This is a genomic window from Streptomyces sp. R818 (assembly GCF_056172735.1).
Genome location: NZ_JAOCNE010000007.1, coordinates 132,596 through 152,008, shown reverse-complemented (window position 1 = coordinate 152,008; position 19,413 = coordinate 132,596). Strand labels below are relative to the sequence as shown.

The following is a 19,413-nucleotide window of genomic DNA, read 5'->3' as shown; positions in this document are numbered from 1 at the left end:
GACGTATCGTCTCACCTAAGCTGACGGCGTGATGAACCAGCAACGCCGTACCCCCGCCCACATCGCCATGTTCTCCATCGCCGCACACGGCCACGTGAACCCGAGCCTGGAGGTGATCCGCGAGCTGGTCGCCCGGGGCCACCGCGTCACGTACGCGATCCCGCACCTCTTCGAGGAGAAGATCGCCGAGACCGGCGCCGAGCCGGTGCTCTACCGCACCACCCTGCCAGGACCCGACGACGACCCGGCGGCCTGGGGCACGACCCTCCTGGACAACGTGGAGCCGTTCCTGAACGACGCGATCCAGGCGCTGCCGCAGCTCATCGACGCGTACGAGGGCGAAGGCGGGGCGAGCGTGCCCGACCTCGTGATCCACGACATCACCTCGTACCCGGCAGGCGTCCTCGCCCACCGCTGGGGCGTCCCCGCGATCACACTCTCCCCGAACCTCGTCGCCTGGGAGGGGTACGAGGAGGAGGTCGCGCAACCGATGTGGGCCGAGCCCCGCCGGACGGAGCGCGGCAAGGCGTACTTCGAGACGTTCGACCGGTGGCTCCGGGAGAACGGCGTCCCGAAGAGCGCCGACGAGTTCTGGGGCCGCTACGACCGCACCCTCGTCCTCATCCCGAGGGCCCTCCAGCCCAACGCCGACCGGGTCGACGAGAAGAAGAACACCTTCGTCGGCGCCTGCCAGGGGGACCGGTCCGCGCAGGGCACCTGGGAACGGCCCGCCGACGCCGAGCGGGTGCTGCTCGTCTCGCTCGGCTCGTCCTTCACCAAGCAGCCGGACTTCTACCGCGCGTGCGTCGAGGCGTTCGGGGACCTGCCCGGCTGGCACATGGTGCTCCAGGTCGGCAAGCACGTGAGCGCCGACGAACTCGGACCCGTACCGGCGAACGTCGAAGTACGCGACTGGGTGCCCCAGTTGTCCGTCCTGGAGCAGGCCGACGCGTTCATCACGCACGCGGGCGCGGGCGGCAGTCAGGAGGGCCTGGCCACCGCCACGCCGATGGTCGCCGTCCCGCAGGCCGTCGACCAGTTCGGCAACGCCGACATGCTGCAGGGTCTCGGCGTCGCCCGGCACCTGCCGAAGGAGGAGGCGACGGCCGGGAACCTGCGGGCCGCCGTCCTCGCGCTCGTCGACGACCCGGAGGTGGCGCGCCGCCTCGCCGCGATCCGCGAGGAGATGGCGGGCGAGGGCGGCACTTCGCGGGCAGCCGACCTCATCGAGGCCGAACTGCCCGCGGAGTAGTTCTTCTCAGGCCGTTACGGCGAGACCCGCACGGGTTTCTCTCAGGCCGTCACGGCGAGACCCGCACGGGCTCCTCCCCGGCCGGGCGGCGCGGCTCGGGCAGCGCCGCCTCGTCGTGGCTCAGGTCGGGCATCCGGTGCAGCCACTTCGGCAGGTACCAGTTGCGTTCGCCGAGCAGGGCCATGACCGCTGGGAGCAGCACGCCCCTGATGACGGTCGCGTCGATCAGGACGGCCGCCGCGAGGCCCACGCCCATCTGCTTGAAGGACTGCATGGACAGCGTCCCGAAGATGGCGAAGACGGCGACCATGATGACGGCGGCGCTGGTGACCACACCCGCCGTGGTGACGACCCCGTGCCGGATGGCGTCCAGGTTCGACCGCCCCTGGAGCCGCGCCTCCTTGATCCGCGAGACCACGAACACGTGGTAGTCCATCGACAGGCCGAACAGGATCACGAAGAGGAACAGCGGCAGCCAGGAGATGATCGCGCCGACCCCCTCCGCCCCGACGAGCCCGGCGCCCCAGCCGTTCTGGAAGACGGCGACGAGAATCCCGTACGCCGCTCCGACGGAGAGCAGGTTGAGCGCGATCGACGTGAGCGCGACGGTCAGCGAGCGGAACGAGAGCAGCATGAGCAGGAAGGCGAAGACGACCACGAAGGCGAAGACCGGGACGACCGAGCCGACGATCTGGTCGTTGAAGTCCTTCGACCCGGCGACCTGCCCGGTGACGGGCGCCTCGACGCCGTCGACCTTGCCGAGCGTGTCCGGCCGTACATGGTCGCGGAGCAGCGCGAGGCTCTTCTCGGCCTTGTCCTGGTCGGAGCCGCCGACGAGGGGGACGTCGATGAGCGCGACGTTCTCCTTCGCGTGCACGGTGACCTCGACCGGGCCGCGTGAAGCGCCCGAACCGACGGCCTGCGCACGGAAGTCGGCGATCGCGGCCCGGACCGCGGGGGCCTCGATGTCGTCGGCCTTCACCACCACCTCGGCCGGGTCGGACCCGCCCGGGAACGCCTCATTGACCCGGTCGTACGTCGCCACGATCGGCAGGGAGTCCCCGAACTCCTGGTCCAGGGTCAGGTTCTGCGTCTTCATGCCGAGCGCGGGCGCGGCGATCGCGAGCAGCGCGCCGACGGCCACGACGACGGAGACGGCGGGCCGGGCCAGGACGACCGTGAGGACCCGCTGCCAGAACCGGCTGCCGCCCTCGGCGCCCCCGTTGTTCCGGCGCTTCGCGCGGTGCAGGAACGGGATCCGGCCCTTCTCCACCCGCTCGCCGAGCAGCGAGAGCAGCGCCGGGAGCACGGTCACCGAACCGACCATCGCGACCGCCACCACCATCAGCGAGGCGAGGCCCATGGCCTGGAACTCGGCGAGGCCGGTGAACATCATGCCCGCCATGGCCACGCACACCGTGACACCGGAGACGATGATCGCCCGGCCGCTGGTGGCGGCGGCGACGCGCAGCGCCGTCTGCGGATCGTGGCCCTTCAGCCGCTCCTCGCGTTCGCGGCGCAGATAGAACAGGCAGTAGTCGACGCCGACCGCGAGCCCGACGAGCAGCATGACCGAGTTGGCGGTCTCGCTCATCGGCTGGAGGTGGCTGACGAGCCCCATCAGCCCCATCGTCGCCATGATCGCCGTGATGGCGAGCGCCACCGGGAGGAGGGCCGCGACGACCGCGCCGAACGCGATGAGCAGGATGCCGAGGGCCACCGGCACCGCCGACAGCTCGGCCCGCTGGAAGTCGTCGCCGAACGCGTCGTCGAAGGTCTTGTTCATGCTGGCGCCGCCGATCTCCTCGATCCGCAGCGCGTCGTGGTCGTCCGCGACGCCCTCGACCGCGGCGAGGACCGGCTCCACCCGGTCGGCCGCCGTCTCGGGGTCGCCCCGCATGTCGAACTGGACGAGCGCGGTACGGCCGTCCCGCGAGACGGTCTGCGCATGGGCGGCGTAGGGCGAGCGCACGTTGGTCACGGCGCCCGTGCCCTCGACGGCCTTGACGACGTCCGCGACGGCGGCCCTGAACTCCGGCGCCGTGGCGCGCAGTCGCCCGTCCTTGCCCTGGACGAGGACGGTCTCGCCCGCGGGCTCGTCCAGGTGCGCGTCGTCGACTATGCGTGAGGCCTGACTGGTCTCGCCGCTGAGCTGGTCGCTGTCCTCGACGTCGACGCGGCCCGCCGCCGAGCCGAGCCCCATCGCCAGGACGACGAAGAGCACCCAGATGCCCACCGCCGCCCAGCGGTGCCGGACGCTCCACCCGCCGGCCCGGGCGGCGAATCCCCGCACCCGCCGGTCCCGCCGCTCCCCGTTCCTCACCATGAGGTCACCTCCGCAATCGAAGGTATGGGGGCCGTAAGCGGGGTTCGTCGTGCTGGTCGGTGAAGTGCGGGGCGCTCCGCTCGGCTCGGAGGATGACTACGGCCCCCTACATCTATAGGGATGCGTCATCCGTAGGGATGCGCCCCTTTTGTTATTACAGAACCTTGTTGAACAAGTCACAGGCGCGTGAAGGTCTTGATCTGGTCGTGTCAATCGGACAGGGTTTCGTTCCAACCCCCGGAGATCTTCCGGAGATTGCCGGGGGCCGCACGAAAAATACGCGCCCCCACGCGCGTAGAACCTCATCCCCCCACATCACCACGAGGAGATCCCTCTTCATGGCATTTCACCAGCGTGCGATAGCCGTCGGCGCCGCCGCGGCAGCGATCGGCGTCACCGTCTTCACCGGCGGCCTCGCGGACGCGACCCCCGCCCAGGGCACCGTCTACGGCCTCGACGCCAAGGGCGCGGTGTCCGGCAGCTACATCGTGCTCCTCGACCAGAAGGCGAACACCGCCGCCAAGAAGGACCTGGCCAAGGAGTACGGCGGCACCTTCAAGCGGAACTACACCTCCGCGGTCAACGGCTTCTCCGTGAACGGCCTCACCGAGACCGAGGCCAAGCGGCTCGCCGCCGACACCTCCGTCGGCAAGGTCGTCCAGAACAAGAAGTTCCACATCGACGCCGTCCAGGAGAGCCCGCCGTCCTGGGGCCTGGACCGCATCGACCAGGCGGACACGGCCGGCGACAGCAAGTACACCTACCCGGACAGCGCGGGCGAGGGCGCGACCGCGTACGTCATCGACACCGGCGTCCGCATCAGCCACAAGGACTTCGGCGGCCGCGCCTCCTCCGGCTTCGACGCCGTCGACAACGACGACAGCGCCGACGACGGCAACGGGCACGGCACGCATGTCGCCGGCACCATCGCGGGCTCCGCGCACGGCGTCGCGAAGAAGGCGAAGATCGTCGCCGTCCGTGTCCTGGACGACGCGGGCTCCGGCACCACCGAGCAGGTCGTCGCCGGGATCGACTGGGTCACCAAGAACCACCAGGGCCCGTCGGTCGCCAACATGTCCCTCGGCGGCGGTGTCGACGAAGCGCTCGACGCGGCCGTGCAGAAGTCGATCGCGTCGGGCGTCACCTACGCGGTCGCCGCCGGGAACGAGTCGGCGGACGCCTCCACCTCCAGCCCCGCCCGCGTCCCCGAGGCCATCACCGTCGCCTCCTCCACCAAGAGCGACCAGCAGTCGAGCTTCTCCAACTACGGCTCGGCGGTGGACCTCTACGCCCCCGGCTCGGACATCACCTCCGACTGGAACACCGGCGACGACGCCACGAACACGATCTCGGGGACGTCGATGGCGACCCCGCACGTCGTCGGCGCCGCCGCCGTCTACCTCGCCGGGCACCCGGACGCGGCCCCGGCCGACGTCGCGAAGGCGCTCACCGGGGGAGCCACGCCCGACGCCGTCTCGAACGCGTCCGAGGGCACGGCGAACAAGCTCCTGAAGATCGTCGAGTAGGACGGGCCCCGCATTCCCGACCGGCGGCCGCCGCGCTCACCCCCACGGAGCACGGCGGCCGCCCCCGTCCCGCCCCGGGCCGCCCTATCCTGTGCCGATGGCGACCAAGCGATACGCGGCCCTGCTGCGCGGGATCAACGTCGGCGGCAACAAGAAGGTGCCGATGGCGGCTCTGCGGACGCTCGTCGAGGGGCTGGGCTGCACCGACGTCCGCACCTACCTCCAGAGCGGCAACGCGACCTTCGCCGCCGACGCCGGGCCCGACGCGGAGACGACACTGGCGCGGGCCGTCGAAGGCGCCCTCAGCGCGGAGTTCGGGTTCACCGTCGACGTGCTCGTACGGGAGCACGCGTACCTGAAGGCCGTCCTGGACGCGTGCCCGTTCCCCGCCGCCGAACTGCAGGGCAAACAGCTCCACGTCACCTACTTCTCCGAGCAGGTCACCGCGGAGCGGTTCGCGGAGCTGGACCCGGCCGCGTACGCCCCCGAGGAGTTCCGGCTCGGCGACCGCGCCCTGTACCTCTACGCGCCCGGCGGCCTCGGCACGTCGAAACTGGGCGCCCAGCTCAGCCGCCCGGCGTTCAACAAAGGCATCGTCGCGACGAGCCGCAACTGGAACACCGTGGTCAAACTCGTGGAGCTGACCAGCGGCCCGTGATCCCCGCCCGCGCGGCGTGAGAGGCTCGCGGTCATGCGCTATCTCATCATCGGAGCGGGTGCGGTCGGCGGCGCCATCGGCGGCCGGCTCGCACAGTCGGGCCACGACGTCGTCCTCGTCGCACGCGGCACACAGTACGAGGCGCTGCGCGACCGGGGCCTGACCCTGCGGACCCCGGACGGGCCGCACACGCACCGCCTGCCGGTCGTCGACGGGCCCGAACCGCTCGGCACCCTGCGCGCCGACGACGTCCTCGTCCTGGCGGTGAAGACGCAGGACAGCGCCGCCGCGCTCGCCGCCTGGGGCGCGCGGCCCGTCGAGGGCGGCGGCACCGCGGCCCGGCGGCTGCCGCTGGTCTGCGCGCAGAACGGCGTGGAGAGCGAACGGCTCGCCCTGCGCACCTTCCAGCGCGTGTACGCGATGTGCGTGTGGCTGCCCGCCACCTTCGTGGAGCCCGGCGTCGTACGCGCCGACGGCGCCCCGCTCACCGGCATCCTGCACCTCGGCCGCTACCCGGCGGGCAGCGACGACACGGCCCGCACCGTCGCCGCCGACCTGGAGCGCTCGCACTTCGAGGCACCCGTCGCCGACGACGTCATGCGGTGGAAGTACGCCAAGCTCCTCGCGAACCTGGCCAACGCGGTCGAGGCCGTCTCCGGTGTGATCGACGGGGAGGAGGGCGCCGCGCTGTTCCGGCGGGCCCGCGCCGAGGGCGAGGCCGTGCTCGCCGCGGCCGGGATCGCGTACGCCTCGCCCGAGGAGGAGAAGCAGGCGCGGGCCGACAAGATCCGGTTCGATCCGTTCGACGGGGCGCCGCGCGGCGGCGGCTCGTCGTGGCAGTCGCTCCAGCGCGGCACCGGCACCATCGAGGCGGACTACCTGAACGGCGAGATCGCCCTCCTCGGCCGGCTGCACGGGGTGCCGACCCCGGTCAACGACGTCCTCCAGGAGTACGCGAACGAGGCGGCGCGGGAGCGGCGTCCGGCGGGGGCCACGACGGTGGCCGAACTGACGGCGGCGGTCGGCGCGCGTCTTCGGTCCTGAGTGCGGGGTGTCGCGTTTGTTCAAGAGCCGCACCGGCGCCGGGCCGTAGCGTCACCGGCATGGAACACCGAATGGACACCGTGTACCCGTACCTCGTCGAGGCCGCCGCCGAGGCCGCCCGAGTCGCGGCGGGCGTCGGCCCCGGCGCGCTCGGCGCCCCGTCGGGCTGCGGCGACTGGGACGTGCGCACCCTCGTCAACCACTGGGTTCTCTACAGCTCGTACGGCATGGAGCACCGGGCCCGGCGCCTCCAGCTGCCCGAGGAGCTGACCGCCCGTGACTTCACGGCCGACGCGGACTGGGCCGCGCGGTACGCCACCGCGCTCGACCAAGCCGTGGCGGCGTGGGCCGCGCCCGAGGTCTGGGACGGCGACATCGATCTCGGGTTCGCCCGGCAGCCCGCCCCCGAGGTGGCCACCCTGCTGTGGGCCGAACTCGTCCTGCACGGCTGGGACGTGGCCCGCGCCACCGGCCAGGAGTTCCGCGTGTCGGACGGCGCGGCCGCGCTGCTGCTGCGCGTCGTGGAGGAGAACGCCGCGATATACCGCCAGTACGAGGGGTTCGCCGACCCGGTCGAGGCGGGGGCGGAGGCGTCGGTGTACGCGCGGGCGCTCGCGCTGAGCGGGCGCGACCCCTCCGGGACCCCGACGGCCGTCACGAGCTGACGGAATCGGCCTGCTCGCCGCGCCACGCGTCGCGCCGCGCCCGGCGCACCGCGGGCCCCACGCCCAGGCCCGCCGCGACGAACAGCACCCCGAGCACGGCCCAGCCCGCCGTGCCGTGGTCGATCGCCGTCGCCGTCACCAGGGCGGGCGCGGCCATGGTCGCGGCGGCCTGGCCCGAGTTGAAGACGCCCTGGTAGACGCCCTGGGCGCGGGCGTCCGCCAGGCCGTAGCCGACGGTCCAGCCGCCCGCCGCCGACAGGACCTCCGCGAGCACCTGCACCACCGAGCCCACCACCAGGACCATGAGCGCCCACAGCGGCGAGAGCCCGGCCGTGCAGGCGAACACCGCGCACGCCAGCGCAAGGAGCAGCCCCGAGCGGCGCATCGCCCGCACCGCGCCCGGCAGGTCCTCCACGTCGCGCGTCGCCCGCACCTGGAGCAGCGCCACCAGGGCGCAGTTCAGGACCATGACGAGCGCGGCGGACCAGCGCGGCGCGTCCGTGTGCCGCACGATCCACAGCGGCAGGCCCACCTCCAACAGGCTGTACTGCAGGGCCAGTACGGCGTTGAGGACCGTCACGCTCAGGAACGGCAGATCGCGCACCGCCCGCAACGGGCTCTCCGCGCGCGCGTGCTCCACCGTCCGCCTCCCCGCGCCGCCCGGCAGCCGGTGCACGAGCACGGCGGAGACGACGAACGCCACCGCGTCGACGAGGATCAGCGCCGTGTACCCGGCGCGGCTGTCCGCCTGGAGCGCGAGGGCGCCGAACGCGCCGCCCGCGCCCATGCCCACGTTCGTCACCATGCGCAGATGCGCCCGGCCCTCCACGCGCGTGCGCGCGGGCAGTACGACGGCGTAGAGCGCGTTGCGCACGCCCATGCTCGCCTGGCAGAGCGCGGCGTACCCGATCGCCGTCGCCAGGAACGAGGCGTACGAGCCGATCACCGTGTACGCCGCGAGCATCACCCCGCACCCGGCCCACAGCGCGGTCAGCACGGGCCGGTACCCCCACCGGTCCGAGGCCCACCCCGCGGGCACCCCCGCCGCGATCCCGAAAAGACCGGCGACGGTCAGGCCGACGCCGACCGAGGTGGCGCCCAGCCCGATGACGCGCGTGAAGTACAGGACGCTGACCGGGAAGAACAGACCGCGGCCGAACGCGTTGACGAGCGTGAACGCGGACAGCCGCAGCAGCAGCGGATCGGTGGGCAGCATCCCGAGGAAGCGCGTGGCCGCGGGCTCCTGCCGGACGTCGGTCGGTGAAGTGGTCATGCCCACACCCAACCGGTCGCCTCCGCCCGGGGACATTCCTTTAGCCTGCGCCTAAAGGGTCCGCACGGGCTCGTGCCGCCGAGGGCGAGGGGGAGTCGACGGGCTCGTACCGTCGCGGACGAGGGGGAGGCGACGGGCTCGTGCCGTCGCGGACGAGGGGGAGGCGCGCGGATGATCGAGTTCCGGTTCGTCGTGGGCGACCTGGCCCGTACGTCGTTCGCGTGCTCGCCGCTCCAGGAGGCCGTCTACTCCCTGCGCTGCTGGCGCGACCCCGCCCGCTATCCGCACCAGCGCCCCTGGCTGCGCCGCCTCGCCCCCGCCTTCCGCCGCCAGGACACGGAGCTGCTCACCGCGCTGATCGCCCCGAGCATGTGGATCCCGGACTTCCTCACCCCGCGCCCCGAACGCCCGCGGCCGGTCTTCGCCCGGCAGCTCACCGCGCTCGCCAGCACGCCGCCGCACGTCCTGGCCGCCGACTTCGAGGCCGCGTACGCCGGCCACGCCGTGCCGCCTGTCGTCCGCGCGGGCCTGACCGACCCCGCCGCGCTCCTCGACCGCGTCATCAGCGCCCTGGCGGCCTACTGGCACGACTGCCTCGCCCCCGACTGGTGGCCCCGCGTCCACACGATCCTGGAGGCCGACCTGGCCCATCGGGGCAAGGTCCTGGCGGAGGAGGGCGCGGGCGGCCTCTTCGCGAGCCTCGACCCGCGGCTCACCTGGAACGGCGAGGTCCTCACCCTGGTCAAGAAGCTCGACCGCCACCCCTGGCCCGAGGCCGACATAGACATCGGCGGCCGGGGCCTCGTCCTCGTCCCCACGATGTTCGCCCTCGGCGCGCACACCAACATCGACCCCGTGCTGCCCCCGGTCCTCTGCTACCCGGCGCGCGGTCGCGCCACGATCTCCGAGACCCCGCCCCCGGCCGACGACGAAGCCCTCACCCGCCTCCTCGGCGCCCCTCGCGCCCGCATCCTCCACCTCCTCCGGGACCCCGCCTCCACCACGGAACTGGCCCACCGCCTCGCCGTCACCCCGGGCGCGATCAGCCAGCACCTGACGATCCTGTACGACGCCGGGCTCCTGACCCGGGCCCGGAGCGGGCGGAGCGTGCGGTATGCGCGGAGCGAGCTGGGGGAGCGGTTGTGCGGGGCGAGGTGACCGGCCGGGACCGCGCGGCTCCGGTTCGACCGGCCGGGGTCGGTCGTCAGGCCCCGGTTCGACCCGCCGGGGCCGGTCGTCAGGCCCCGGTTCGACCCGCCGGGGCCGGTCGTCAGGCCCCGATCGCCGTCAACTCCCGTACGCACGCCTCCTGATAGCGCCGCAGCAGCACCCGCGCCACCTCCGGCGCCGGGCCCAGGACGTCCGCCAGGACGTCGGCTTCCGACGCGCCCGCCGCGATCCGGTCCGGCAGCCGGCCCGGGGCCAGGACGTACGGCGCGACGGCGACGCGGGCGCAGCCCTGGGCGCGCAGTGCGCGGACCGCGTCCTGCGTGCGGGGGAGGGAGGCGGAGGCGAACGCAGGTCGCACGGCGCACCAGCCGGTGTGCCGCCACTCCCGCGCGATGTCAGCGATCACTGCGATCGCCTCCGGGTCGGAGGAGCCCGCCGAGGCCAGGACGATGCCGGTCGTGGGCTTGTCGGCCGGGGTGAGCCCGGCCTCGTAGAGGCGTCGTTCGAGGGCCGACAGGAGGAGCGGGGAGGGGCCGAGGACGTCCGCCTGGCGGATGCGGAGCGAGCGCGGGGCCTCGCGGAGCACGGACGGGATGTCGGTCTTCGCGTGGAAGGCGCGGGTCAGCAGGAGGGGGAGGGCGACCACGTCGCGGACGCCGTCCGACGCCAGGGACTCCAGGACTCCGCGCACCGAGGGGACGTTGAACTCCAGGAACGCCGTCTCCACCCGTACCCCGGGCCGCTGCGCCCGCACCTCGCGCACGAGGGCGCGCACGGTCGCGACGTGCCGCGGGTCGCGGCTGCCGTGGGCGATGACCAGGAGGACGGGCGGAGTGTGGCGCATGAGTGGCTCAGTTCCTCACGAGGAGGCCGCGACCGCGCAGGACGTGGCGCTCCAGCGGGCTGAAGATCAGCAGGTCGATGACGATACCGACGATCAGGATGAGCAGGATCGCCAGGAACACCATGGGCATGGACGAGGCGTTGCGGCCATTCTCCAGGAGCTGTCCGAGGCCGATGCCCAGGTCGGGGGAGGACGCGATGATCTCCGCCGCCATCAGCGAGCGCCAGGAGAACGCCCAGCCCTGCTTGAGCCCCGCGAGGTAGCCGGGCAGCGCCGCCGGAAGGACGATGTGCCACAGGCCGCGCAGGCCCGTCGCGCCCAGCGTACGGCCCGCGCGCAGGAACAGCGGCGGCACCTGGTCGACGCCGGAGACGAGACCGTTGGCGATCGACGGGACGGCGCCGAGCAGGATCACCGCGTACATCATCGAGTTGTCCAGGCCCAGCCAGAGCACGGCCGGCGGCACCCACGCCACCGACGGCAGCGACTGGAGCCCGGAGAGGATCGGGCCGATCGCCGCGCGCACGAACCTCACCCGCGCCACGAGCAGCCCCAGCGGGGTGCCGATGATCAGCGCGAAGAGGAAGCCGAGCAGGCCGCGCGAGACGCTCGTCCAGATGTAGCCGAGCAGCTCGCCCTTGAGCCAGGCGGTCCGCACCTCGTCCCAGACGTCCGACGGCGCGGGCAGCTTCGTCGGATCGTCGACGATTCCGAAGGAGACCAACGCCTGCCAGACCACGAGCACGACGAGGACCGCCGTCAGGGGAGGCAGCACCTTCTCGCGCAGGGTGCGGGTGAAGGGGACGCGGCCGTCGTCCTTCGTCTCCAGCGCGTCGAGGCCCGCCTCCAGGCCCGCGAGGTCGTCCTTGCCGGTCCGTGTCCTGCCGGGCCGCTCGTCCTCGACGGCCGCCGTCGGTTCAGTCCTTGCCATGGCGGCGGATCTCCCCACGCAGTTGTTCGGTGATCTCGACGGAGAGCTCCGCGACCTCGGCGTCCTCGATACGGCGCGGCTGCGGGATGTCCACCGTCCACTCGCGCGCGATCCGGCCGGGGCGGGAGGAGAGCAGCACGACGCGCTCGGCGAGCCGGACCGCCTCGCGCACGTTGTGCGTGACGAACAGGACGGAGACGTTCGTCTCCCGCCAGATCCGGGTCAGCTCGCCGTGCAGCACGTCCCGGGTGATCGCGTCGAGTGCCGCGAACGGCTCGTCCATCAGGAGCAGCCCGGCGTCCTGGGCGAGCGCCCGCGCGAGCGCCACCCGCTGGCGCATACCGCCGGACAGCTCGTGCACGCGCTTGCCGTACGCGCCCTGGAGCCGGACCAGCTCGAGCAACTCCTCGGCGCGGGTGCGCCGTTCGTTCTTCGACACGCCCCGCAGCCGCAGGGCGAGCTCGATGTTCTTGCCCGCGGTCAGCCACGGGAACAGGGCGTGCTCCTGGAACATCAGGGCGGGCCGCCCGTCCGTCGCGATGGCGCCCGCCGACGGCCGGTCGAGCCCGGCCACCAGGTTGAGCAGCGTCGACTTGCCGCATCCCGAGGCCCCCAGGAGGGTGACGAACTCGCCCGGCGCGACATCGAGCGTGATGTCGTCCAGGACGAGCTGGGGGCCCGCCGGTGTGGCGAAGGACTTCGAGACGTGCTCGATCCGGGCCGCCCTGCCGCCGGCCGGCGCGGCGGGGTCACCCGCCTTGGCGAGAGTCGTCGCCATAGGTCGTCACCTCCTGGGAAACCTGCTGGAATCCTGTGAACTCGGCTTGCAGGCGGGTTACTTGACGCCGAGACCGGCGTCGTCGAGCTTGGCGCCGCCCTCGGCCGCGAGGACCTTGTTCAGCGGCTTCAGGTCGTAGATCCCGGCCAGGTCGGGCTTCTCCAGGAGACCCGCCTTGACCGCGTGGGCCGCCTCCGAGTCGAGCGTCGCGGCCAGCGGGTCGTCGGTGAACTCGATCGACTTCCACGCCGGGTCGAGCACCTCGGCGGGCAGCGCCTTGCCGGAGGCCGACTCCAGCTCCTTGTTGGCGACCGCCTTCGCCTCGTCGGAGTGGGCCTTGATCCACGCGTTGGTCTTCACCGAGCCGCGCAGCACGGCCTCGACCACGTCCGGGTGCGCCTTGAGGAACTTCTGCGACACGATGACGTTCGTGATCACGAACTTCTTGTCCGGCCACAGGTCCGCCTCGTCGAGGAGCACCTTGGCGCCCTCGGCGACCAGCTTCGACGCGGTCGGCTCGGGCACCCACGCGCCGTCGATGGAGCCGGACTTGTAGGCGTCCGGGGTGATCTTGTTGTCCGTGCGGACCACGGACACGTCGCCCTTGCCGGAGTTGGCGTCGACCTTCCAGCCCTTCTCGGCGATCCAGTTCAGGAGCGCGACGTCCTGGGTGTTGCCGAGCTGCGGGGTGGCGATCTTCTTGCCCTTGACGTCGTCCACCGTCTTGATCTTCTTCGGATTGACGACGAGCTTCACACCGCCGGACGCCGAACCGCCGATGATGCGCAGGGACTTCGACTGCGACTTGGTGTAGCCGTTGATCGACGGCGACGGGCCTATCCAGCCGATGTCGATGGAGCCCGAGTTCAGCGCCTCGATCTCGGAGGGCCCGGCGTTGAAGATCTGGTACTTCGCCTGCGTGCCCTTGAGCTCCTTCTGGAAGAAGCCCTTCTGCTTGCCGACGAGCGCGGTGCCGTGCGTCAGGTTCCCGAAATAGCCGATCTTGACGGTGTCCGCGGAGAGGGCCTTGCCCTCGGCGGAGACATTCTCCTTGGACTTGTCGTCGCTGTCCGAGCCGTAGCCGCAGGCCGTCGCGGTGAGCGCGAGGAGCGGGAGCGCGGCGGCGGCGACGAGGCCGCGGCGCGTGAGGATCGATCGGTTGGCAGGCACGGGAGGTGTTCCTCTCGTTGGCCCGGCGGTCACGCGCTCAGGGCGTGGCCGGGAGGTCGGCATGTCTTCGCCGCACCGTGTGGTGCGTGGCGGGAACTACGGCGTGGGGGGCGAGGGCGCGCGGGCAGTGCGCGTACGTCAGCACGCACATCGCCCGACCCCGCCCTGCCCGCACCCGAGGGAGCCGCTGCCGACGCGGCCGCCCTCCTTGGCGAACGTGCCGTAGTAGTCGAAGAGGGTCATGTCAGAAGTCCCAGCCGTCCTCGTCGGAGGCGTCGGCCACGGCGGCGGGCTCCTCGGCGGTGGCGAACGACTCGCCCGCCATGCCCGCCGCGAGCGTCGTCCCGTCCGCCGGGTCGATCAGCAGGAATGATCCGGTGCGCCGGGAGTCCGCGTAGTTGTCGAGCGCGAGCGGCTCGGCGGTGCGCACCTTGACGCGGCCGATGTCGTTGGCGACGAGCCGGCCCGGCTCGGGGTGCTGGGAGAGGTCGTCGAGCGTGAGCCGCGACGGGATCTCCTTGACGATCGCCTTGACCGTGCGGGTCGTGTGCTTGAGCAGCACCCGCTGGCCGACGGTGAGCGGCGTGTCGGCGACGTGGCAGACGGTCGCCTCGACGTCCTGCGAGGTGGCGGGCGCGTCGTCGCTCGGCACGAGCAGGTCGCCGCGCGAGACGTCGATGTCGTCCTCCAGGAGGACGGTGACGGACTGCGGCGTCCACGCCACGTCGACCTGCTGCCCGAGCAGGTCGATCCCGGCGATCCTCGACGTACGGCCCGACGGCAGTACGGTGACGGACTCGCCGACGCGGAACGTTCCTGCCGCGATCTGGCCCGCGTAGCCGCGGTAGTCGGGGTGCTCGGGCGTCTGCGGGCGGATCACGTACTGCACGGGCAGACGCGCGTGGCAGCTCGTGAGGTCGTGGCTGACCGGGACCGTCTCCAGGTGCTCCAGGACGGTCGGGCCGGGGTACCAGTCCATGTGCGCGGAGGGCTCCACCACGTTGTCCCCGGCGAGCGCGGAGATCGGGATGGCGGTGATCTCCGGGACGCCGAGGTTGCCCGCGTACGCGGTGAACTCCTCGGCGATGGCCGCGAAGACGCTCTCCTGGTAGTCGACGAGGTCCATCTTGTTGACCGCGAGGACGACGTGCGGGACGCGCAGGAGCGCGGCGACGGCGGCGTGGCGGCGGGTCTGCTCGATGACGCCGTTGCGCGCGTCGACCAGGACCACGGCCAGGTCGGCGGTGGAGGCGCCGGTCACCATGTTCCGCGTGTACTGCACGTGGCCCGGGGTGTCGGCCAGGATGAACCGGCGCCGGGGCGTCGCGAAGTAGCGGTAGGCCACGTCGATCGTGATGCCCTGCTCGCGCTCGGCGCGCAGGCCGTCGGTGAGCAGCGCGAGGTCCGGCTCGGCGGCGCCGCGCGAGCGCGAGGCGTGCTCGACGGCCTCCAGCTGGTCGGTGAGGACCGACTTGGAGTCGTGCAGGAGGCGGCCCACGAGGGTGGACTTGCCGTCGTCGACGGAGCCGGCGGTGGCGAACCGCAGCAGGGTCGTGGCCGACAGGCCCGCCAGCTCTTCGGCAGCAGTGGACGTGCTCATGGTTAGAAGTACCCCTCGCGCTTGCGGTCTTCCATCGCGGCCTCGGACATCTTGTCGTCGGCGCGCGTCGCGCCCCGCTCGGTGAGGCGGGAGACGGCGATCTCGGCGATGACCTTCTCGATGGTCGTGGCGTCCGAGTCGACGGCGCCGGTGCAGGACATGTCGCCGACGGTCCGGTAGCGCACGAGCCGCGTCTCGACGGACTCGCTCTCCTTCGGGCCGCCCCACTCGCCGGCCGTCAGCCACATGCCGTTGCGGTTGAACACCGGGCGCTCGTGGGCGTAGTAGATCTCCGGCAGGTCGATGTTCTCGCGGGCGATGTACTGCCACACGTCCAGCTCGGTCCAGTTGGACAGCGGGAAGACGCGGACGTGCTCGCCGGGGGCGTGGCGGCCGTTGTAGAGCTGCCACAGCTCGGGGCGCTGGCGGCGCGGGTCCCACTGCGAGAACTCGTCGCGCAGGGAGAACACGCGCTCCTTGGCGCGGGCCTTCTCCTCGTCGCGCCGTCCGCCGCCGAAGACCGCGTCGAACCGCTCGGCCTGGATCTTCTCCGTCAGCGGCAGCGTCTGGAGCGGGTTGCGGGTGCCGTCCGGGCGCTCCTTGAGCACACCCCGGTCGATGTAGTCCTGCACGGAGGCGACGTGCAGCCGAAGCCCGTGCTCGGCCACGACACGGTCGCGGTAGGCGAGGACCTCGGGGAAGTTGTGCCCGGTGTCCACGTGCAGGAGCGAGAAGGGGATCGCCGCCGGGGCGAACGCCTTCAGCGCCAGGTGCAGCATGAGGATCGAGTCCTTGCCGCCGGAGAAGAGAATCACCGGCCGCTCGAACTCGCCCGCCACCTCGCGGAAGATGTGCACCGCCTCGGACTCCAGGGCGTCCAGGTGGCTGAGCGCGTACGGGCTGTCGGTCTCCTCGGAGACGGTCACTACGGTCGTCATGCGGCGAGACCCCTTTCGGTGAGCAGCGCGCGGAGCGCGGCAGCGGACTCCTGCACACTCTGCTGGTGCGACTCGATGCGCAGGTCGGGCGAGTCGGGCACCTCGTACGGGTCGTCGACCCCGGTGAGCCCGGAGATTTTGCCCGCGGCCTGCTTGGCGTAGAGCCCCTTCACGTCCCGCTCGGAGCAGACCTCCACGGGCGTGGCGACGTGCACCTCCAGGTAGGCGGTGCCGCCCGTCTGGTGGCGCTTGCGCACCGCCTCGCGGCTGTCGGCGTACGGGGCGATGACCGGGACGAGCGTCAGCACGCCGTTACGGGCGAGGAGTTCGGCCAGGAAGCCGATGCGCTGCACGTTGGTGTGCCGGTCCTCGCGGCTGAAGCCGAGGCCCGCCGAGAGGTACTCGCGGATCTCGTCGCCGTCGAGCACCTCGACCCGGCGCCCCTCGGCGCGCAGCGTCTTCGCCAGCTCGTAGGCGATGGTGGTCTTGCCGGCGCTCGGCAGACCCGTGAGCCAGATCGTGGCTCCGGTCACTTGCTTCTCCAGGGTCGTGAGGTGCTGCGGGGACTCGTTCGGCTCAGCCATGGAGGCCGCACTCGGTCTTGGCCCGGCCCGCCCAGCGTCCGGCGCGGGCGTCCTCGCCCTCCAGGAGGCGGCGGGTGCACGGGGCGCAGCCCACGGAGCCGTAACCGTCCATGAGCAGCGGGTTCGTGAGTACGCCGTGTTCCGCCACATAGGCGTCCACGTCGTCCTGGGTCCAGCGGGCGATCGGCGAGATCTTGACCTTCCGCCGCTTCTCGTCCCAGGCGACGACGGGCGTGTTCGCGCGGGTCGGGGACTCGTCGCGGCGCAGGCCGGTCGCCCAGGCCGCGTACCTGGTCAGGCCCTCCTGAAGCGGCTTGACCTTGCGCATCGCGCAGCAGAGGTCCGGGTCGCGGTCGTGCAGCTTCGGGCCGAACTCGGCGTCCTGCTCGGCGACGGTCTGCCGGGGCGTGAGCGTGATGACGTTGACGTCCATCACGGCCTCGACGGCGTCGCGGGTGCCGATCGTCTCCTCGAAGTGGTAGCCGGTGTCGAGGAAGACGACGTCCACGCCGGGCAGGGCGCGGGAGGCGAGGTGGGCGACGACCGCGTCCTCCATGGACGAGGTCACGCAGAACTCCCTGCCGAACGTGTCGGCGGCCCACTGGAGGATCTCCAGCGCGGAAGCGTCCTCCAGGTCGCGCCCGGCCTGTTCGGCGAGCGCCTTCAGCTCGGCCGTGTCCGGAGCGTCGGTCGTGTCCGGAGCATCGGTCGTTTCGGTTGCGTCGGTCGTGTCCGCAGCGGTCTGAGTCGGCGTCATATCTGATCCCCTCCACCGTCGTTGCGCGTCAGCCCCCGGGCGAGCAGCCCGAGGAACTTCAGCTGGAAGGCCCGATTGCATGCCCCGCATTCCCATGCGCCGTGTTTTCCTTCGGCGGCCTCGCTGGGGCGCAGGTCCTCGTCGCCGCAGTAGGGGCAGTAGAACGGGGCGGCGCGCTCGCTCACGACAGGGCCTCCTCGGAGGCGCGGGTGGTCCAGGCGGCGAACCGCTCGCCGTCCTCGCGCTCCGCCTGGAAGCGCGTGAGGACCCGCTCGATGTAGTCGGGCAGCTCGGTCGCGGTGACCTTCAGGCCGCGGACCTTGCGGCCGAACCCGGCCTCCAGGCCGAGGGCGCCGCCGAGGTGCACCTGGTACCCCTCGACCTGCTCGCCGTTCTCGTCGAGCATGAGCTGGCCCTTGAGACCGATGTCCGCGACCTGGATACGGGCGCAGGCGTTCGGGCAGCCGTTGAGGTTGATGGTGAGCGGCTCGTCGAACTCCGGGAGACGGCGCTCCAGTTCGTCGATGAGGGTGGCGCCGCGCTGCTTGGTCTCGACGATCGCGAGCTTGCAGAACTCGATGCCGGTGCAGGCCATGGTGCCGCGCCGGAACGTGGACGGGCGGGCGGTGAGGTCGAGCGCCTCCAGGCCCTCCACCAGCGAGTCGACCTGGTCCTGCTCGACGTCGAGGACGATCATCTTCTGCTCGACCGTGGTGTGGACGCGGCCCGAGCCGTGCGCCTCGGCCAGGTCGGCGATCTTGGTGAGCGTGGCGCCGTCGACGCGGCCGACGCGCGGGGCGAAGCCCACGTAGAACCGGCCGTCCTTCTGCCGGTGCACACCGATGTGGTCGCGCCACTGCGAGGAGGGCTGCGCGGGGGCGGGCCCGTCGGTCAGCTTGCGGCCGCCGAGGTACTCGTCCTCCAGGACCTGGCGGAACTTCTCCGGGCCCCAGTCGGCGACGAGGAACTTCAGACGGGCGCGGTTGCGCAGGCGGCGGTAGCCGTAGTCGCGGAAGATCGAGATGACGCCCTCGTACACGTCGGGCACGTCGTCGATCGGCACCCAGGCGCCGAGGCGCACGCCCAGCTTGGGGTTGGTGGAGAGGCCGCCGCCGACCCACAGGTCGAAGCCGGGGCCGTGCTCGGGGTGGACGACGCCGACGAAGGAGACGTCGTTGATCTCGTGCACCACGTCCAGGAGCGGCGAGCCCGAGATGGCCGTCTTGAACTTGCGCGGCAGGTTCGAGTACGCCGGGTTGTTCAGGACGCGGCGCTTGATCTCCTCAAGGGCGGGCGTGGCGTCGATGATCTCGTCCTCGGCGATGCCCGCGACCGGCGAGCCGATCATGACGCGGGGGGTGTCGCCGCAGGCGGTGACGGTCGAGAGGCCCACGCCTTCGAGGCGGTTCCAGATCTCGGGCACGTCCTCGATCCGGATCCAGTGGTACTGGATGTTCTGCCGGTCGGTGATGTCGGCGGTCCCGCGCGCGAACTCCTGCGAGATCTCGCCGATGACACGCAGCTGCCGCGTGGTCAGCCGGCCGCCGTCCACGCGCACGCGGAGCATGAAGTACTCGTCGTCCAGCTCCTCCGGCTCCAGGACGGCCGTCTTGCCGCCGTCGATGCCGGGGCGGCGCTGGGTGTACAGGCCCCACCAGCGCATCCGTCCGCGCAGATCGTTGGGGTCGATGGAGTCGAAGCCGCGCTTGGAGTAGACCGTCTCAATACGTGTCCGCACATTGAGACCGTCGTCGTCCTTCTTGAACTGCTCATTGCCGTTGAGCGGCGTGAAGTGGCCTACGGCCCACTGGCCCTCGCCACGGTGACGGCTCACCTTGCGGCGGGGCGCGGCGGCAGCGGGCTTCTCAGGGTTGGCAGCCATGGGTGTACGTCCTTC

18 protein-coding genes are annotated in these 19,413 nt (G+C 71.9%); 6 read left to right on the top strand and 12 right to left on the bottom strand.

The annotated features are described in order from the left end of the window. The first annotated feature begins 31 nt into the window (after nucleotides 1-31). Nucleotides 32-1,252 carry a macrolide-inactivating glycosyltransferase gene (mgt, locus tag N5I75_RS22165; RefSeq protein WP_476679847.1) on the top strand — a complete coding sequence of 407 codons (1,221 nt, stop codon included), beginning with the start codon at nucleotides 32-34 and terminating at the stop codon, nucleotides 1,250-1,252. A gap of 49 nt (nucleotides 1,253-1,301) precedes the next feature. On the opposite strand, the gene N5I75_RS22160 is transcribed toward mgt, so the two are convergent. After that, nucleotides 1,302-3,578, bottom strand: a complete 2,277-nt coding sequence (locus N5I75_RS22160) for an MMPL family transporter (protein WP_476679785.1) — start codon at nucleotides 3,576-3,578, stop codon at nucleotides 1,302-1,304. A gap of 338 nt (nucleotides 3,579-3,916) precedes the next feature. On the opposite strand from N5I75_RS22160, the gene N5I75_RS22155 reads away from it, so the two are divergent. The 4 genes from N5I75_RS22155 (at nucleotide 3,917) to N5I75_RS22140 (ending at nucleotide 7,471) form a co-directional block, all read left to right on the top strand. Further along, nucleotides 3,917-5,104, top strand: coding sequence for a S8 family peptidase (locus N5I75_RS22155; RefSeq protein ID WP_476679783.1), 1,188 nt, complete (start codon nucleotides 3,917-3,919; stop codon nucleotides 5,102-5,104). Between the two features lie 97 nt (nucleotides 5,105-5,201). Then, nucleotides 5,202-5,762 (top strand): DUF1697 domain-containing protein, encoded by a 561-nt coding sequence (locus N5I75_RS22150; RefSeq protein WP_476679781.1) that lies wholly within the window; start codon nucleotides 5,202-5,204, stop codon nucleotides 5,760-5,762. A gap of 33 nt (nucleotides 5,763-5,795) precedes the next feature. After that, nucleotides 5,796-6,806, top strand: coding sequence for a ketopantoate reductase family protein (locus N5I75_RS22145; RefSeq protein WP_476679779.1), 1,011 nt, complete (start codon nucleotides 5,796-5,798; stop codon nucleotides 6,804-6,806). Nucleotides 6,807-6,865: 59 nt separating this feature from the next. Next, the gene (locus N5I75_RS22140; protein WP_476679777.1) at nucleotides 6,866-7,471 is read left to right on the top strand and encodes a TIGR03086 family metal-binding protein; all 606 of its coding nucleotides are present in this window, start codon (nucleotides 6,866-6,868) and stop codon (nucleotides 7,469-7,471) included. On the opposite strand, the gene N5I75_RS22135 is transcribed toward N5I75_RS22140, so the two are convergent. After that, complete coding sequence (locus N5I75_RS22135) at nucleotides 7,461-8,744, bottom strand: MFS transporter (protein ID WP_476679775.1); 1,284 nt, start codon at nucleotides 8,742-8,744, stop codon at nucleotides 7,461-7,463. The two genes, N5I75_RS22140 and N5I75_RS22135, sit on opposite strands and share 11 nt — an antisense overlap. Before the next feature lie 171 nt (nucleotides 8,745-8,915). Between N5I75_RS22135 and N5I75_RS22130 the strand changes: the two genes are divergently transcribed. Next, nucleotides 8,916-9,902, top strand: a complete 987-nt coding sequence (locus tag N5I75_RS22130) for an ArsR/SmtB family transcription factor (protein WP_476679773.1) — start codon at nucleotides 8,916-8,918, stop codon at nucleotides 9,900-9,902. Between the two features lie 112 nt (nucleotides 9,903-10,014). Here N5I75_RS22130 and N5I75_RS22125 read toward each other — a convergent pair whose 3' ends face one another. From N5I75_RS22125 to N5I75_RS22080, 10 genes are all read right to left on the bottom strand, one after another. Beyond that, complete coding sequence (locus N5I75_RS22125; protein ID WP_476679771.1) at nucleotides 10,015-10,758, bottom strand: sirohydrochlorin chelatase; 744 nt, start codon at nucleotides 10,756-10,758, stop codon at nucleotides 10,015-10,017. A 7-nt stretch (nucleotides 10,759-10,765) separates the two neighbouring features. Further along, nucleotides 10,766-11,689 carry an ABC transporter permease gene (locus tag N5I75_RS22120; RefSeq protein ID WP_476679769.1) on the bottom strand — a complete coding sequence of 308 codons (924 nt, stop codon included), beginning with the start codon at nucleotides 11,687-11,689 and terminating at the stop codon, nucleotides 10,766-10,768. Continuing rightward, nucleotides 11,676-12,467: an ABC transporter ATP-binding protein gene (locus N5I75_RS22115; RefSeq protein WP_476679767.1), complete on the bottom strand. Its 792-nt coding sequence runs from the start codon at nucleotides 12,465-12,467 to the stop codon at nucleotides 11,676-11,678. The genes N5I75_RS22120 and N5I75_RS22115 overlap by 14 nt, the downstream gene beginning before the upstream one ends. Nucleotides 12,468-12,524: 57 nt before the next feature. Continuing rightward, nucleotides 12,525-13,637: an aliphatic sulfonate ABC transporter substrate-binding protein gene (locus N5I75_RS22110; protein WP_476679765.1), complete on the bottom strand. Its 1,113-nt coding sequence runs from the start codon at nucleotides 13,635-13,637 to the stop codon at nucleotides 12,525-12,527. A 244-nt stretch (nucleotides 13,638-13,881) separates the two neighbouring features. Then, complete coding sequence (locus tag N5I75_RS22105) at nucleotides 13,882-15,237, bottom strand: sulfate adenylyltransferase subunit 1 (RefSeq protein WP_476679763.1); 1,356 nt, start codon at nucleotides 15,235-15,237, stop codon at nucleotides 13,882-13,884. Between the two features lie 2 nt (nucleotides 15,238-15,239). Further along, nucleotides 15,240-16,175 (bottom strand): sulfate adenylyltransferase subunit CysD, encoded by a 936-nt coding sequence (cysD, locus tag N5I75_RS22100; protein WP_476679761.1) that lies wholly within the window; start codon nucleotides 16,173-16,175, stop codon nucleotides 15,240-15,242. Continuing rightward, nucleotides 16,172-16,759: an adenylyl-sulfate kinase gene (gene cysC / locus N5I75_RS22095; protein ID WP_476679759.1), complete on the bottom strand. Its 588-nt coding sequence runs from the start codon at nucleotides 16,757-16,759 to the stop codon at nucleotides 16,172-16,174. The genes cysD and cysC overlap by 4 nt, the downstream gene beginning before the upstream one ends. Further along, nucleotides 16,752-17,516 carry a phosphoadenylyl-sulfate reductase gene (locus tag N5I75_RS22090; protein WP_476679757.1) on the bottom strand — a complete coding sequence of 255 codons (765 nt, stop codon included), beginning with the start codon at nucleotides 17,514-17,516 and terminating at the stop codon, nucleotides 16,752-16,754. The genes cysC and N5I75_RS22090 overlap by 8 nt, the downstream gene beginning before the upstream one ends. Further along, nucleotides 17,513-17,701 (bottom strand): hypothetical protein, encoded by a 189-nt coding sequence (locus tag N5I75_RS22085; protein WP_398193713.1) that lies wholly within the window; start codon nucleotides 17,699-17,701, stop codon nucleotides 17,513-17,515. The genes N5I75_RS22090 and N5I75_RS22085 overlap by 4 nt, the downstream gene beginning before the upstream one ends. Further along, complete coding sequence (locus N5I75_RS22080) at nucleotides 17,698-19,398, bottom strand: nitrite/sulfite reductase (RefSeq protein WP_476679755.1); 1,701 nt, start codon at nucleotides 19,396-19,398, stop codon at nucleotides 17,698-17,700. The genes N5I75_RS22085 and N5I75_RS22080 overlap by 4 nt, the downstream gene beginning before the upstream one ends. Nucleotides 19,399-19,413: the final 15 nt, after the last annotated feature.

What these genes read in the sequence shown, in the direction of transcription:
- N5I75_RS22115 (WP_476679767.1), bottom strand. Translation starts at nt 12,467, where the DNA reads ATGGCGACGACTCTCGCCAAGGCGGGTGACCCCGCCGCGCCGGCCGGC.
- mgt (WP_476679847.1), top strand. Translation starts at nt 32, where the DNA reads ATGAACCAGCAACGCCGTACCCCCGCCCACATCGCCATGTTCTCCATC.
- N5I75_RS22125 (WP_476679771.1), bottom strand. Translation starts at nt 10,758, where the DNA reads ATGCGCCACACTCCGCCCGTCCTCCTGGTCATCGCCCACGGCAGCCGC.
- N5I75_RS22145 (WP_476679779.1), top strand. Translation starts at nt 5,796, where the DNA reads ATGCGCTATCTCATCATCGGAGCGGGTGCGGTCGGCGGCGCCATCGGC.
- N5I75_RS22155 (WP_476679783.1), top strand. Translation starts at nt 3,917, where the DNA reads ATGGCATTTCACCAGCGTGCGATAGCCGTCGGCGCCGCCGCGGCAGCG.
- N5I75_RS22120 (WP_476679769.1), bottom strand. Translation starts at nt 11,689, where the DNA reads ATGGCAAGGACTGAACCGACGGCGGCCGTCGAGGACGAGCGGCCCGGC.
- cysD (WP_476679761.1), bottom strand. Translation starts at nt 16,175, where the DNA reads ATGACGACCGTAGTGACCGTCTCCGAGGAGACCGACAGCCCGTACGCG.
- cysC (WP_476679759.1), bottom strand. Translation starts at nt 16,759, where the DNA reads ATGGCTGAGCCGAACGAGTCCCCGCAGCACCTCACGACCCTGGAGAAG.
- N5I75_RS22135 (WP_476679775.1), bottom strand. Translation starts at nt 8,744, where the DNA reads ATGACCACTTCACCGACCGACGTCCGGCAGGAGCCCGCGGCCACGCGC.
- N5I75_RS22160 (WP_476679785.1), bottom strand. Translation starts at nt 3,578, where the DNA reads ATGGTGAGGAACGGGGAGCGGCGGGACCGGCGGGTGCGGGGATTCGCC.
- N5I75_RS22080 (WP_476679755.1), bottom strand. Translation starts at nt 19,398, where the DNA reads ATGGCTGCCAACCCTGAGAAGCCCGCTGCCGCCGCGCCCCGCCGCAAG.
- N5I75_RS22105 (WP_476679763.1), bottom strand. Translation starts at nt 15,237, where the DNA reads ATGAGCACGTCCACTGCTGCCGAAGAGCTGGCGGGCCTGTCGGCCACG.
- N5I75_RS22140 (WP_476679777.1), top strand. Translation starts at nt 6,866, where the DNA reads ATGGAACACCGAATGGACACCGTGTACCCGTACCTCGTCGAGGCCGCC.
- N5I75_RS22090 (WP_476679757.1), bottom strand. Translation starts at nt 17,516, where the DNA reads ATGACGCCGACTCAGACCGCTGCGGACACGACCGACGCAACCGAAACG.
- N5I75_RS22150 (WP_476679781.1), top strand. Translation starts at nt 5,202, where the DNA reads ATGGCGACCAAGCGATACGCGGCCCTGCTGCGCGGGATCAACGTCGGC.
- N5I75_RS22130 (WP_476679773.1), top strand. Translation starts at nt 8,916, where the DNA reads ATGATCGAGTTCCGGTTCGTCGTGGGCGACCTGGCCCGTACGTCGTTC.